9 protein-coding genes and 1 riboswitch are annotated in these 15,775 nt (G+C 38.1%); of the genes, 7 read left to right on the top strand and 2 right to left on the bottom strand.

From position 1 onward, the window contains the following. Window positions 1–81: 81 nt before the first annotated feature. Window positions 82–1,389, top strand: coding sequence for a S8 family serine peptidase (locus CZ487_RS24530; protein ID WP_077214985.1), 1,308 nt, complete (start codon window positions 82–84; stop codon window positions 1,387–1,389). 592 nt (window positions 1,390–1,981) lie between these two features. Here CZ487_RS24530 and CZ487_RS24525 read toward each other — a convergent pair. Further along, window positions 1,982–4,972, bottom strand: coding sequence for a thermonuclease family protein (locus CZ487_RS24525; RefSeq protein WP_077214984.1), 2,991 nt, complete (start codon window positions 4,970–4,972; stop codon window positions 1,982–1,984). A 217-nt stretch (window positions 4,973–5,189) separates the two neighbouring features. Between CZ487_RS24525 and CZ487_RS24520 the strand changes: the two genes are divergently transcribed. The 6 genes from CZ487_RS24520 to CZ487_RS24495 all read left to right on the top strand — a co-directional run bounded on the left by CZ487_RS24520 (window position 5,190) and on the right by CZ487_RS24495 (window position 14,118). Next, window positions 5,190–6,977 carry a transglutaminase domain-containing protein gene (locus tag CZ487_RS24520; protein WP_084783384.1) on the top strand — a complete coding sequence of 596 codons (1,788 nt, stop codon included), beginning with the start codon at window positions 5,190–5,192 and terminating at the stop codon, window positions 6,975–6,977. Between the two features lie 128 nt (window positions 6,978–7,105). Continuing rightward, a riboswitch (cyclic di-GMP riboswitch) is annotated at window positions 7,106–7,188 on the top strand. An 18-nt stretch (window positions 7,189–7,206) separates the two neighbouring features. Beyond that, window positions 7,207–8,544 (top strand): Ig-like domain-containing domain, encoded by a 1,338-nt coding sequence (locus CZ487_RS24515; protein ID WP_077214982.1) that lies wholly within the window; start codon window positions 7,207–7,209, stop codon window positions 8,542–8,544. A 105-nt stretch (window positions 8,545–8,649) separates the two neighbouring features. Then, window positions 8,650–9,519 carry an Ig-like domain-containing protein gene (locus CZ487_RS24510; protein ID WP_077214981.1) on the top strand — a complete coding sequence of 290 codons (870 nt, stop codon included), beginning with the start codon at window positions 8,650–8,652 and terminating at the stop codon, window positions 9,517–9,519. A 51-nt stretch (window positions 9,520–9,570) separates the two neighbouring features. After that, the gene (locus CZ487_RS24505) at window positions 9,571–10,992 is read left to right on the top strand and encodes a S8 family peptidase (RefSeq protein ID WP_077214980.1); all 1,422 of its coding nucleotides are present in this window, start codon (window positions 9,571–9,573) and stop codon (window positions 10,990–10,992) included. 109 nt (window positions 10,993–11,101) lie between these two features. Continuing rightward, the gene (locus CZ487_RS24500; RefSeq protein WP_077214979.1) at window positions 11,102–12,934 is read left to right on the top strand and encodes a hypothetical protein; all 1,833 of its coding nucleotides are present in this window, start codon (window positions 11,102–11,104) and stop codon (window positions 12,932–12,934) included. Window positions 12,935–13,062: 128 nt separating this feature from the next. Further along, window positions 13,063–14,118 carry a GDSL-type esterase/lipase family protein gene (locus CZ487_RS24495; RefSeq protein ID WP_077214978.1) on the top strand — a complete coding sequence of 352 codons (1,056 nt, stop codon included), beginning with the start codon at window positions 13,063–13,065 and terminating at the stop codon, window positions 14,116–14,118. 62 nt (window positions 14,119–14,180) lie between these two features. Here the strand turns inward: CZ487_RS24495 and CZ487_RS24490 are convergent, their stop codons facing one another. Next, window positions 14,181–15,764, bottom strand: a complete 1,584-nt coding sequence (locus CZ487_RS24490) for an Ig-like domain-containing domain (protein ID WP_077214977.1) — start codon at window positions 15,762–15,764, stop codon at window positions 14,181–14,183. Window positions 15,765–15,775: the final 11 nt, after the last annotated feature.

Raw genomic sequence — 15,775 nt, 5'->3', positions numbered from 1 at the left:
TCATTTTGAGTGTAGAGGTACTATTACTATTATACTATTTTTTATCCAATAACTTGTATTTATAATGCGAAGGAGTCTCTCATGTATCGTTACTGCTTTATGATTTTTTTACTATTATGTATGCCGACATATGCTTTGGCTGAGGAAACGATTTTAATAGGTAATAGAGTAGAAGTTGATCCGAATGCAGAATACTTATCATCTTTGGGTATGACAATTATTTCCAGTGGTAGCATGAAGGGTATAGCAAACGACACCCGAACCATTGCGTCCATCGATCCCATACACCAAAACTGGTTTATTGAAAAAACGAATGTATCGATGAGTTGGCAATATCGTCCTGCTCGTCCCGTTGTAGTCGCCGTGATTGATAGCGGTATTTCCCCAGTGTTAGAAGATCCGTATATTCTAGAAGGTAAAAACTTTCTTGATGAGGAGATTGCTCCAATTGACGATCACGGACACGGGACAATTGTAACAAGCGTCATTACACAGGTTCGAAACCAATTACCTATCTATGTACTTCCACTAAAAGCTGGTGATAAAAGTGGAAGTCTTGAGGTAAGTAATATTATCCGAGCCATCGATTATTGTATAAAAGTAGATGTTGATATTATAAACTTAAGCTTTTCTGGCCCCACGCCTAATACCGCGGAACAATTAGCGATCCAAAAGGCTGCAGATGCGGGGATTACGGTTATTGCTGCTGCGGGTAATGACGGAAAAAGTTTTTACAACTATCCAGCTTCATATGAACAGGTAGTTTCTGTTGGCTCCATTAATGAGCAATACAAGCATTCCTCATTTTCGAATTATAATGATTTTGTTGATTTTACTGCGCCAGGAGAACGTATTTCAGTTATGAACGAGAAGGGGGAATTCATGGAAGTCAATGGGACATCCTTTGCGGCGGCCTATGCCTCTGCAGCCTTTGCTATCGCAAAAACACATCAGCCTTTTTCAAAGTATTTGGAAGAGAATGAGGTAAGTGCAGCTACCTTGGATTTAGGGATAAAAGGAAAGGACCCTTACTATGGGTTAGGAGTCTTTCAAATTGATCCATTTTTGAATCGTCAACGTGGTGTCGAAATGTCAACAGAAAAGATTGTTTCGAAAAATAAAGAATGGACGATCTCTTTTAATAAAGCCGTTAGTTCAATTCCAAAAGATAGTATCATGGTTTTTGATGAAACAGGTAGAGCACATCCTACTTCTATTAAACGATCATTTGATCAACACAAAGTAACGGTTTCACCAACTATTCCTTACGATCCCGGGAGTACCAACTGGCTCTACATTTATCCGACTATAGAAGATGAAACAGGTCAGGTATTAAATAGTTTGCATTCGATTAGGTTTGAGGTGGAGGCCAGTGCGGATTTATCCTGAAAACATAGGAGTTTACTATAGAGATGAGATGCAAACAGTGTAAAACACACTTGAATTCACTGTTCATACTCTATTGATTTATAATTATAATTACTTATCATTTCCTCTTTCACAAAGTAAATCACAGGAAGTGTGTGGACTTTTTGTGGTACAGTACGTGGATTATGAAAGATTGTTCGGTTTAATTATAATGAGGTTCACTTGGTTTATTGTTTTTTTGTAACATAAGAAGTCTTATCCTTAATTACGTAACCAACCAATAATATTTAAAATAAGCGGAGGGTTTTCCGGTTAAGCAAAGCAAAACTACCCATTTTCACGGTTTTTGAGCCAATAGACGAAATTTCCGGCTATTTAAACTATTTTCAGTACTATTTCCTATTTAAGAGAAATTTTCTCCGCTTATTTTTCAAACTCTTTGTAGTGGATGCTTTATTGAATAAAATAAAATATAAAAAAGGCTTAGAGATATTTGCATCTCTGAGCCATTTGATTGTGCAATATTCTTTGAATTGTGTTGTGGTGTTTATGTGATTTACCGTTTTGCACCTCATAAGGAATCCCCATTGGATTCTCTAAAGGGGGGTTCCTATTAGTACCTATCAAAAGAATATTCACTATTCTCCCATAATCCTAGTTTTGATGCTTTGGCTTCTTTCTGTGATTCAACAAGCTGCTCCATATAGCGGGTATTAGCATGGATATGATGAAGATGTGCATATCCATTTTGAATGAGCCATTCATTGACCAACGTTCCATCTGCGTATACATAGGCTAACAGATTTCCTTTTGAATCGCGTTGAATGATATCAAACTCTAATTCTATTTTTTCTGCATTTGTTAATAGCTCGCGCAGTTCATCCTGTGAAGCTAATTTGATATTATTTATATGAACGTTCATTTGCTGGCCATCTTTTTCAACTAGAAGCTGTCCGTTTGGTAATAACTCTATAATGTTGACTTGTTCTTTTTCTATTTGGTCAGTACTTAAGGAACTGAATTCCCAGAATTCATTTGTATAGAAAAAGCCATCATCTGAGTAGAACTTCACTTTAAATTGGTCTTTGTCTGTATCCACTTCTAACACATAGTAGGTTCTTAAATAGTAGCTATCCGTATACCAATCATAAGAAGTCTCGGTACCGCTATAAGCAAAGGCCGCACTTACTTCATTGTAGTTATAATAACGAGTATTGGTGTAGTAGCTTTCTAAGTATTGTTCCGCTTGTTCTGCAGTGACTCCCAGTTTATTTACTGCACTAAATACTTGAAAGCGGTAGTCATCTAGCAGCCATTTATCATTTTGTTTCTTAAATGTATATGTTATAAGTCCCCCTGAGTTCAGCTCATTACCTAGCTCTGCTGTTTTAATCACCAATTTCTCAGAGCTTGATTCTAACACTTCAAACAGAAGGTCTGTTGCAACAGAGAAAGGGAACATCCCGGAATCACAAGCGTAACACATATCATGTTCATAATAAGGTTTTAAGGTTCCGAACATATAATCCTCTGTTACGACTTCTTTTAAGTCGTCCTCAAGGGTAGAGAAATCGTCCTGAGAGTAATCATCATTATCTTCCCAGCCACTAATTAAAATCCGACTAATATCATACCCTATCGATTCTGCCATCTTTTTCATTTGTTCGATCGTTGGAATATCAGAATGAATGACAATTGAGATTTCCTCTGTTTTTACAATATCTTCTTCTTGATAAGTAACCTTAATCGATGCACGGTCGCCATCAACGGCTCTCGGGTCAACCTGAATGTATCGTCCATTTACTACTTTTACAATAGCTGGGTTACTAGATTCTAACTTAATATATTTCCACTTGCCGTTTTGCTTTAGATCCTCATAGTTCTGAAGTAAATCATAATGATCATAATATTGGCCTACAACAAATACTTCCTTCAACTCACCCGGTTCAACGATCATTTCTTCTAAGACAAACAAGCTTTCTAGCTCTTTACAGTTATTTTGAACATATGAATCAAAAGGATTTTTATCCTCAAAGAAGGTTACTTGAAGCAGCGTCTCTTCATAATTAAACCAGCCGAGCTCTATCTCTGCAAAGATGGTGCTATCAATAAAACTCCCTGGTTCGTACTTGTAACATGCAAGCGAAGGGTCAAGATCAAATCCTTCATCTAAATCATATTCTACATGGGTACCAATAGCTGCCTGTGACTTCAGGTCTGAGTACAACCCAATTCGATTATTTAAGCCTCCTTGAAGGATATTAGCAAATACCAGGTATACATTTAAGTACCCTCCAGTTTCAACTTTGGCTTCCCCTCTGCCGCCAAGTTTAAATCCTAAGTCGGGTTCGTAGTTGAAAATAGGGGTGACATTTCCATTCTCTGCAATGGCTCCAAGTGTGAGCTCTGTATTTCTGCTGACAGTAGCAAACACATCGCCCTTGAAATCACCCTGGAGAAAGAATCCAAGCTCCACAACGGCGCCTAGTCCAGTTGAACCAATCGGAACTGTCACATTTCCGACTTTAACAGTGCTTTCAAAATCTTCTCTTTTAAGCTGCTTATGTATATCCTCCAAGCTGAAGTCACCGCGCACTCCCAGTGATACAGTTAATTGTTCTTCCGTTACAGTCATTAATTCAACATTAAAGCGCTCTAATTTTCCTTTTTTTAATTTATGATCAAATTCAGCTACTGGAGCTTTGTAAATTAGTTTCCCATCTAAATAAATGGGGAGTCCACTTTTGGTTTTTACAAGAAAGTGATTAAATTCCACCTCTATCCCGCTGTCCCACTTTGCCTTAATGTTTGGAATAGGTTCGAATGTTGCGTCCGTTCTGACGGAGTCCTTTGAAGAGGATTGTAGGATTTTCACATTCCTTATTGAAATTTGTTCAGGAACATCCGAAATGTGTTCAGCGGTAATAGGTACTTTTTGATAAACTTCTAGATCACTAAAGATTTCATTCACTTCAGGTGTTACCGTTTCAATCGTTGTTGTATTCTCATTTTCATTTTTGGAAATAACCTTTTTTACGAGCCCGAGGGGGTTTTCTTCCGATGGTGGCAGCTTAATAATATCACCGTTAACTAAAGGCTCGTCTAGCGCTGTATTGTTAATCGTAAGTGTGTCTGGACCTTCCATCGTGACATTTTCATTTTCTACTTCGATTACTTGTTTGTTAAATTCCATTTCCAATGTTTCATTGCGGTCAATTTTAAATTTCATGGAAATAGGCTGTCTAAGAGGTTGGTTGCTATTCGATTTCAAAGAGTCGCTTATAGATAAATCATATAATTCCCCTGGAAAATAACCTCCAATAGGCGGCTCTATGCTAATGGCCTTCCTATCCACTTGTGTTATTTTTACATTCACTTCATTTCCCTCTGAATCCGTTACGATGATGCTATCCGATGCTTTTTCAGAAGTGAGATCACTATTAAAACGTATCGTCCAAATTTTATTTGGAGCAACGCTCATCTCTTTTGCGGGCCAAACTTTACTATTGCGTGTTTCCGCTAAAGCCTCTTGAGGGGAAAGAAACCATGCTAATGATATGATGAAAAGCAATGAAAAAATGTTTATAAACTTTCTACTAATCACTGACCTTCCTCCTATTAATTTATAAATACTACTATATTTTACTATAACTGACTCAATTTGTATTGGTTGTTTTGGGATTATTTTCCTACTAGTAGAGGGAGAGGCAACTAGGGGGGATCTTCTACCAGTTTTTCACATCAATTTATCATATTATCATAGATGAACATTCTTACGTTTTGATAGAATATAGGAAAATAGATTTAGAAACGAGGACCTAATGATGAAAAGGTATATTTGGCTTTGGGCGGTTATGTTCTTTTGTGTCTTGCCTATTCATGGCTATGCGGAAGAAAGCTATCAAATTCATGCTGAATGGACAAATCATATGGCAGACGGCAGCTCGTCCATACAGGCTTCAAGTATTAAGGCTGCACCTAGTTTTCAGAGTCAGAGTCTTGACGGGTTAGCAGCGGAAATTGAAAAGGCCCTGCTAAAAAGGGAAACAGTTTTTACGATTACATACGAAGGTGATACCACTGATCTCAAAGGGAAAATTAACGAAGCACTGGAGACGGTGCTATTAAGAAATGAATATTTGAGTTATGACTATAGAGGACTCAGTTATTATGGGGATGTGTCAAGTCAGTGGGCGACCCTTACTTTTTCGGCACGCTACTATCAAACAGCCGAACAAAAGGCCTATGTGGATAAGAGAATACCGCAGATCTTAAATGAAATTATTAAAGAGGATATGAATACGCATGAGAAGGTAAAAGCGGTTCATGATTATATCGTATTAAACGTTGAATATGATGAGTCATATAATCAGGGTGTGAATGCACCGTATTTTGCATTGACGGAAGGAACGACGTTGTGTAATGGGTATGCGATGCTGGTGTATCAAATGCTGCAAGAGTTAAATATACCTGTCCGTCTTATTAGCGGAACAGCTGGAGACATCGGACATGCTTGGAATCTAGTGCAATTAGACGGGAAGTGGTACCATCTAGACGCAACTTGGGATGATCCTGTTCCTGATGAAAAAGGACGTACAGTCTATAATTACTATCTAGTACCGGATAAGATGATTGCTAATGACCATCATTGGCAGGAAGGCGGATTAAATGGCCATGATCTGCTATATCCGACAGCTCAAACTGATTATGCACAGGTTCTATCTGCCTTAGGATATGAAGAGTTAGCAAAGAGTTTGGATTTGCATTTCCTAGACGATGAGTATACAACTTCAACAGACGAAGAAGTGATCAAACTCGTTTCAGCCTATCTTGATAAAATGGATTATGAATTTTCATTCCGTTACGTAACAAATGATGTCAATTATAAGGAAAAATTGGGAAATTTAATCCGAGAAGCTGCAGGCCAAACGTACACAAAAAGCTGGAGTTATTCAGTAGTTGATTACCCTCGTTCAGAGGAAAAGGATTATATCGTAACGGTTTCTGATATTGAGTACTTACGAGAAATAAGCGGGATTGGGATGGCTATGCTTCCTAAAAGCCCATTAAAATCAGGAGAGGAATCTCCGTTCCTTCTCTATGCCGAGCTAAGTAATGGAATGCGTCTGGATGTAACAATGGAAGCTGAGTATAGCATAGATCATCCTGAAGTTGCCGAGATTCGTAAAGGTATCATAACGGCAAAAAATCCTGGAACAACAACAATAGTAGCAAGCTATAGAGGGAAAACAACCTCTTTTTCCATTGAGGTAGAAAAAGGACCTGAAGAAATACCTTACCCAATGGAAGGGTATAAACATTTTGGTGAACAGACTAATGTAGATTCTGATAAAGTCTGGAATGTAAAGTTTAATACAGATCTAAGCAGTTATCTTGGTGATGCGGATGTATATGTGTTAAATCGTTTTGGTGAAAAAGGAATTCAGTTCATCGAGCACGGGGATAGTCAAACGATAAAAGTACACCCTCCACTAGGGGGATATATAGCAGGTGAGACTTACTATCTGGTAATAGAGAAAAATTTACAGTCTGCAAAAGGCGATTATTTAAAGGAAGCTGTAACTTTTAAATTTACGATAGAAAAATAAATACAGTAGACAATTAATAGGAGAGTGGATGAGGTACAGCATCCGCTCTCCTATTATCCTTTGATGCTCAAAAAATACTGATAAAAAGTCACTATTTTTCTATCAAAATATGACCCCAAAAGCCGATAAATTAAATAGGGTACAATCAAAGAAATTTGATGTCACAAAGCTAAAGGGGCTAAGGGGAAACCTATGCCAGCCAGCTGCCCCTACCAAGGAGGAAAAGGGAATGTACAAAAAGATTACACCAGTTGTTGCTGCTGTACTTGCTACGGGAATGATTTTATCCGGTCCTGTTTCGGCTGCTCCAAAAGAGGAGCATAAGCCGCCGGCGAACGAAAAAGGTAACCAAAACCAGAAACAAAACCAAGCTGAGGAAAAAGGACAGAAAGAAAACAAAGGTCAGACCCAGGAATTAAAGTCTATTGATAAGCAGCTCGATAAGATTGAAGACAAAATTAGTCACTATACGGACAAGCTTTCTTCGATCACGGAGTCAAATGATACAGAAGAAGCTGAAGAAGATGCAGTAGAAGAGATTGAGGAAGAAACAGAAGATGCACTGGAAGAAGGTTTAGAAGAACAGGAAGAGTCAAAAGAAGAAAACGATGAGGGTATAGAGGAAGAAGCAACTGAAGAGCTCAATGACGAGCCAGCTGCTTCTGATGATACAACAGTAGAAGGACAAATTCCTAGTGAAGCTGTGGAAGAATCCGTTGACGAAAAAGCTGAGGAAGGCGTAATAGAAAGCCTTGCGGAATCCACAGAAACCGTTGAAGAAGATCTAAGTGAAGAATTGACAGAAGAAAATCCTGAAACAGTAGAAGAAGATCCAGGAGAATCAGCTGACCAAACGGAAGAGGAAAGCACAGAACAAGCAGCAAATGAAGAGGGAGAAGGCGTCGAGCAAAATGATGATCAGAGCGGGGAACAGACAGAAGAAGTTCTCGAAGAGGAAAACGAAACTGAATCAGAAGAAGCAGACGACGATGATGAGCTGACAGATGAAGAAATCGAAGAAGAAGTAGAAAATGTTGAGAAAGAACTGCAAAATAATCAAGGTTATGCTGGTAAATTCAAAGCTCTGCAAAACCGATTAAATGCAGTTGCCAAAAGGTTAGATGAGCTTTCAGCAAAAGGCGTAGACAGTGCTGTGTTAACAGAACGCTACAACCGTGTTATGGAATTGCATAATGCAGTAGCAGAAGCAGCAGCAACGATTATGCAAATTGAGGATAAGGTAAAAGAGACCATTGAGAATGATGATAAGGTCATAGAAGAAGCACCTGCGGATGATGTACCTTTAACAAAAGAGTGGAATATCAAATTCAGTGGTGAACTTGATGAAACGACGCTATCTGAATTAGATATTGTCGTCATAAACGGGGAACAAGGCTTAGTTGAAACAGCCATTAGCTATTCAGCAGCTACAAAGACGGTTGTTATTACCCCTCTTCAGCCATATAAAGCAGGAGAAACTTACATGCTATATATTGGAAAAGAGATTTCAGGGAAAACAGGCCTAGACTTAAAGAATTCGGTAAAAATGGAGTTTACTGTTAATTAAATCCATGTTTAGCCTGATAAAAGGGAGAGTTCTTATGAGCTTTCCTTTTTCGTTCTATAGGTTAAGTAGTATACATCATCTATGATATCTTCTAGGAGGTACACAATGAAGAAAACAAGAATGATTCTGTCTAGTTTTGTATTAGCTTGTCTTGCTGTTCTCTTAACTTCAGTGGGGAGCCATGCAGCAGCAGAGAATTACAAGAATTTTGAGATGGTAAATCATGTTCCACTTCATCATGATTGGACGATTAAGTTTAATAGGATACTAGATGCTAAAACTGTCAGCAATGCTCATGTCTTTATTGAAGATTCAAGTGGTCAAAAACTAACGAATGATGTTGAGGTTGCAGATGACAATACCACAATCACCGTACATGCACCCCAACATGGATACCAGTCTGATCAAACCTTCACTCTGTATGTGACTAGCGGAATCAAGGCAAAAGGTGGGGCGTCCTTAAAAGAAGAAGTGAAAATGCCATTTACTACAGTTAGTGTGAAAAATGGTCTATTACCTAAAATCACCGATTGTCTATATTTGGGAATGACAGTTGAGGAGTTTGAGGCCGTAATAGGGAGACCAGACGAGATTTATGTAAATGAAGATGAAACAACCTTAACTTACGACTTCAATAAAAATGGGAAAGTTTATAATATGATATTTGCCACTTTTAGTCATAACGCTTATGCATTGACCTATTTTGAAAAATATTGGGATGAAAAGGACCCTTTAATTGCAAATAAGACGGTTAAAGAAACGTATCAGGTGTTAAAAAACTTGTTAACCGAAAGATTTGGCCGTTCACCAGATCATGAAAGTCTGACACCGGAAGATATAGAGGATATCATCCCGAATGATAGTGCCGTATGGTACGAAGGAACCGAGATATTCGAGTTGAATGTATCTGAACCACTATTTGAGCGTGGTGAAGTTATAGTCCGAATTGAAGTACGAGACTTAAAAAGTCAATGACCTTATTGAAGATAATTTCAAAATTCATTTTGAAAGAAAGGGGGGATATCTATGAGACTGAAATATTATTATTTTATTGCACTATTATTTATGATAACTGTTTTTTTCATTCAAGGGTCTGTCACTTTTGCAGAAGAAAAAGAGTATATCCTTAAAACTTCTTATTTTTCACAGTTAAAAGAGGAATATCAGCTTCATGTAAGGGATAGCATCCCCAATGAAAACTTATACAAAATCAAAGTCGATACAGATGTAATGAATGAACTTGAGGATGATTCAAGAGTTTCTTCTCTAATAGAGAATCGTGTTGTCCCTGCGCCCATTATAAGATATCCCACTTTGTTCCTTACTCAAACTACAGCGAATAGGTATTGGGGATATGAGTCCATGAGCTTTCCTTCCCATCGTGACCCCATGCTAGAAAAAGTTGAGGTTGCAGTTGTCGACACAGGAATTGATGTTGATCATCCTTTATTGAAGGATTCTATACAAGGCGGGTATGACGCAACAGGTGATGGGGACATTGAAGATGAACACGGCCATGGTACACATGTGGCTGGAATTATTGCAAATCATAACCCGAATATCAAAATTATCCCGATAAAGATGTTAGATAAAAGTGGAACAGGCGATGTATATTCCTTCCTTAAGGGGATGTATTATGCAATAGAACAAGAGGTGGATATTATTAACATGAGCTTGGGTATGGAAACAGATATTCACCTCGTTAGAGATGTGGTTCAACAGGCTTATAGAAAAGGAATTATCATGGTTGCCGCTTCTGGTAATAATGGAGTCGCTAATCTTCAATATCCGGCAAACTACCCTGAAGTTTATGCCGTTGGAGCATACACCGCAGAAGAGGAGGTTGCAGAGTTCTCTCAGTACAGTGAAAACTTAGATTTTATTGCCCCGGGAAAAGAGATATGGAGTTCTTGGAATGATGGTGGTTACACCTATAAGTCTGGAACCAGTATGGCTGCCCCGTTCATTTCAAAGGCGATTGCATTGCTGGTTTCAACAAATCCTCACCTATCTGTACAGGAGGTAGAAGAAATTCTGATTAGATCTTCAGAAGCATTGCCTGGCAGTGCAGGGAAGTCTGAAATAGGTCATGGAAAAGTGAATGTGGAAAAAGCCCTCCATCACGCTAAGGAAATGAATCCTGAGATAACTTATTTTCCAGAAAGAACGAATGTATCTCCGAAAAAAATATGGAATATTAAAATGTCGCAACCCCTCGGTTCGGCTGCCTTTAATCATAGCGGGTTTAAAATAATAGACTCTAATGGAAAACAACTAGAAAATAAAGTTCTCTTAAACGAGCAGGACAACCGGATTATACAAGTACTACCGCCCCAAGAGGGTTATGAAAGTGGAGAAGTATACTATCTGCAAATTGAAAAAGGGCTTAAAGCGAAAAATGGGGAGATCAGCAAATCAGAAGTGAGGATGGGTTTTGTGATCCAATAGTTAATAGATTATTCCATCTAATAGGTAATTAGAATCAATATTTACTAGTAGAAATCTCCTCCCCATGTTATGATGAAAATGGAATTTTTTACATAGGAGGGGTTTAGATTTGCGGAAGTTTTTATCATTATTCTTTGCTTTAGTGTTAATGCTAACATTAGCAGCACCAAGTTTGGCAGCAACACCTAGTTTTCCTATTCCTGTTGAAGGAGCCAAGACCACGATCACTCTTCAAAAAAATAGTACGAATCTAGAAATCGAGCGTATAGATTTCGAGAATGAAGAGTATACCGTTTTAAAAGGGCGCGACTTAGGATTTTGGGAAATAGATATGGAGGTTTACTACAGTGATGGTTCCTCGGATTCTCTGGATCCTGATGATGTAAACTTTAATTCGTCCAATGAATCTATCTTTACTGTAGATGATTCTGAAATTTTTGGTGAATCTCTTGGTTCTGCAACATTAATTGCTGAATACCAAGGGTATACAACAACGGCGACGATTAGGGTTGTTGAACCAAATGCCGATGTTACGATTGACTTACCGGAAATAAATCAAGGTGAATATCCTGAATTGGACGAGCTTCAATACCTTGATGAAGACTACTATGAATTTATGGATGTCGACACAGACTATGATGAAGATACAAATACACTATTAATTTATGGAATTGATTGGACTGCACAAGGTCCTTTTATCGGCTATATCCAACAAGGAAATTGGATGTATAAAGTCGAAATCGATCAGAGTGATAGAGGAAACATCGTCCCTATTACAATTAATGAAGACGATTATACGGAAGTGAATTTTGATATTCCTGCACAGACATCTATTTCTCAATATGAAACTATTGTATTGACTGCTCTAGACGGGAATAACGAACCTATGGCAACGGGGACTTTTGATGATATTTCGGCAGGAGATAGTGTACATGTCCCTAAAGGAATTTATGGAATGCAGGTAACTGTTGAGGAAGGCAATGATGCTTACAATTTATTTACCGAAGAACTGAATTTTACAAGTGCTAATGATGTGGTCATGTTTGCAGAGAATGATGTAGCCAATATCACATTCAATAATGAAATCTCTGGCAATGTAGTGGTTAATGAGGTTGCGCTTTGTAACTTTGAATATGTAAATACATGCTATCATGTACAGGGAGATACAGATATCGATAATCTCTATACCACTATAGGCGATTATGATTTCTTTATGTACGAAGTTGTGGTTGATAATGAGTGGGCATATGAATTTGAAACGGATGTCTATTCTGTGTCTGGTAACCAAATAGTGACAATTGACGATAAGTTAAAAACAGATTTGAAATTTAATCTGTCCTCCTATATAGGTGGGGAAAGAGTTCGTCTAGGCGGTGGCCGCGACGGAGTCTTAGAAGTGACAGACAGCTATGGAAATAAGCTTCAATCACTCCGTTATAACAATGAAAAGGTCCCAGGTGTTCTAACATTTAAAAATGGTACCCAAGAATATAAGGTACAAGTATTAGATTTAACACATCCTTCAATTACTCTACCAAACGCAGAAGGAACATTCGAAGTAACCTTTACTTTAGGAGGTCAGTCTACGGTGCCTGACCCAGGTGAAGGAACCTTGCCTGACCTTTCTGGGGAATGGGCGGATTGGGAAAACAGCCGAGTTGTTAATGCCCACTATCAATGGACAGTAGAATTTAACGATTCTTTAGCGTCTTCAGATGTTAATAATAATAATTTTTTTGTTGTCGATGCTGACGGCTATTTGGTAGAAGGGGTTAGTGTAGCATTATTAGAAGGTGACCCAACTAAAGTGCTGGTGTCAGCTCCAGATTCAGGCTATGAAGCTGGACAAAGGTATACTCTTTACATTCGTGATGATGTTCAGTCAGAAAGCGGAAAGGGCTTGACTAAGGGAATTAAAATGGGATTCGATATTACTAATTAAGAATTAGCCCCCTTGTTTGTAAATTGCATCTTGCTACAATTAGTGGTGCAGTTTCGCAAGGGGGTGTTTTAAAGGTTTAATAGATTGAAAATTCTATATGTTTCAAGAAGAGATAGGAGATGAGAAATATGAGAAAAGCTTACTCCATTATAATGGCTGCTATCATTGCATTCTTTTTTACGATTGCCCCCGCCCCTTATGCGCAGGCATCAGCGGTAGGTAAGATTGATTACGTAGCGCTAGGCGATTCGTTGGCAACTGGCCAGACCCCGTATAAAACAATCGGCAAAGGCTTTACGGATATGATTAGCGAAGAGCTGGCTGAAGCGGGTGTACTTTCTTCATTTACGAAAGAACACGCTGCTTCTGGTGAAACAAGTGTAGGGTTATTGGAAAAATTAAAGCGGGAAGGTGTTCAGAAATCCATCCAGGAAGCGGAACTAGTAACCATTATTAGTGGGGCTAACGATATTCTTCAAGCAGTTGATTTTACCTCTGATATTGATCAAGAAGCCATTATGGCACTATTACATTCCATTTCCGTGAATCTAACAGTCGCTGTCAAAGGTGTCAAAGCAATAAACCCTGATGCTGAAATTTATTTGTATGGCTATTACTTCCCATTCCCATATATGGAAGAAGGACTAACAAGAGCTCAATTGATCCAAGCTTTAGAGTATTTTAATTATAGTATAAAAACTGTAGCAGAATTAGAAGGAATTCATTTTGTTGAAGTTTCATCTGCCTTTAATCCAAATAGTCTTGCCTGTTTGCCAAATCCTCAGGATATTCATCCAAATGAGGAAGGATATCAAGTACTTGCTGATCAATTTTTCTTGAATTACGAGATTCCAAGTATTATAGACTTTCCAAATCCTGATGGGGAGTGGGGGAAAGTTATTCACAAATTAGAACCTTCCGTTTCTGATAAAATGTGGACTGTGGAACTGAACAAAGAAGTCAATAGTGACTCTGTATCTGTAGCAATCTATGTGGTCAAAGACCGTACAGAATTAATAGAGGTAGAAACAGAGGTATCAGAGGACAAGAAGCATATCTTCGTGAAAGCACCACAACAAGGGTACGAAGCGGGTACTTATCAATTAATGATTACCGGCCATTTGAAGGATACTGCAGACAACCCTATCAAAACGACCGTACTAATGGAATTTACTGTACAATAAGAGAAAATGAAAAATCCCTTGTCCAGACGAACAAGGGATTTTTGTCAGTTTTTGCGATGCTTTTATTTAATGGTGAATTCTTTTTTTACTATTTCTTTTAATTCTTTCTGAGAAACAGATTTTACTTCTTGTGTAATAACAAGTTTGTAGGATTCCTTTGATGTATAACCTTCTTTAGGAGCAAGAACGACGACTTTATTCTCGTTTACCTTGTATTCAAGACCGCTGACTTTCTCACCGTTCGAGTCAACGATATAAATGGTTTCGGCATTCACTGACTCTCTGTCAATGTTTGAATTAAACTCAATCGTCCAAGGCTTATCTTTTGATACGGCATTCGATGGTTGAGAATCAGAAAAACTGAAGGCGCTGATTGTGGTTGAATATTTAAAATCATATTCCTCGCCATTTGGGATTCTCTCAAACTGTCTTGTTTGGTAGTAGACTTTTCCGTTCGGTTCATCAACAAGGAGCGCAGCTAAATATCCTTCATCATTTAACGTGTACTGCCAGTTCTGATTACCGGTATCTTTATCATAGGACGTAATATCAGAGCCAGAATATAGATAAATATCTTCTAAAATATCATATACATTCCAGTACCCATCATCATTACTTGAGATTTCCTTTTTCCAAATAACTTCACCATCTAAAGTAACTAGTACAGCAAAATCTGAATAAAAAAGATATAGATGCTCATCATCGATTTGTCTAACGGAGGTTACATAATGATTGTCATCGTTAAATAACTGATATTCATTTAAGAGGGAACCATTTCCGTCAAAGACCAAGTAAGTCCCTTCAAACATAAGATGTATATTTTCATTAACATGGATTAGGTCATATCCTCCACTATAAGGTAAATCCTTCATAGCGATTTGGTTTCCTTGCTTATCAAGCACTAACAGCTTATAAGTAGTCTCAAATGTGACATCGTCATACAGTGAAAGGATGACAAATAATCTGTTATTCTCGGAAACCTGTACGTCCCCGCCACCGTATATTTGCCCCTCTGGTATTCTAATATCTAATTCCTTGTTAAGAAGAGTTTCTCCATTAGGGGACTCTTGAATAAAAGAAAGGCTGCCACTATAGTTATCCCAGATGTAATATATATCCGTGGCCCATTGATCGTTGAGTGTTTCTCTGCTTAGTTCTTCCCCGTTAATGGAATAGGTAATGGCCTCCCTATTTACATGGTCAATAATCGTTAGTTGGTTACCGCCTGGCACAACATAATAGTAGTGTTCTTCCATATTAAGAGTTTTTTCCCACAGTTTTTCACCAGAGTTGGTATACAAGGAAAATTTCGACGTTTCGGTATCCAAGATATGTATGTATACATCTCCATCTTCATCAGAAAATGAATTGCTGCGTCCAGTTAATTTCCATTGATCTAAAACCTCTCCATTGGTATTGTCAATCGTCATAAAATCATTATGATATACACCATCGATTATGGAGTACTTTCCAACAATTAAATTCTGATCCTTGTCCAATAATGGATCGAACAAAGGTTCACCCTCATATTCAACTTTCCAAAGGTTTGTTGGTGATGTCTGGGCTGATGCAGAAACGGATAAAAAACTTGAAAATAATAATAAGACCGTGACAATGAAACTAAATGGTGCACGCGTTTTAGACATAAAGTCCCTCC

Origin of the sequence: Robertmurraya dakarensis, assembly GCF_900156875.1 — a bacterium.
GTDB classification, from domain to species: domain Bacteria; phylum Bacillota; class Bacilli; order Bacillales; family Cytobacillaceae; genus Robertmurraya; species Robertmurraya dakarensis.
This window is presented reverse-complemented; position numbering and strand designations above follow the sequence as displayed.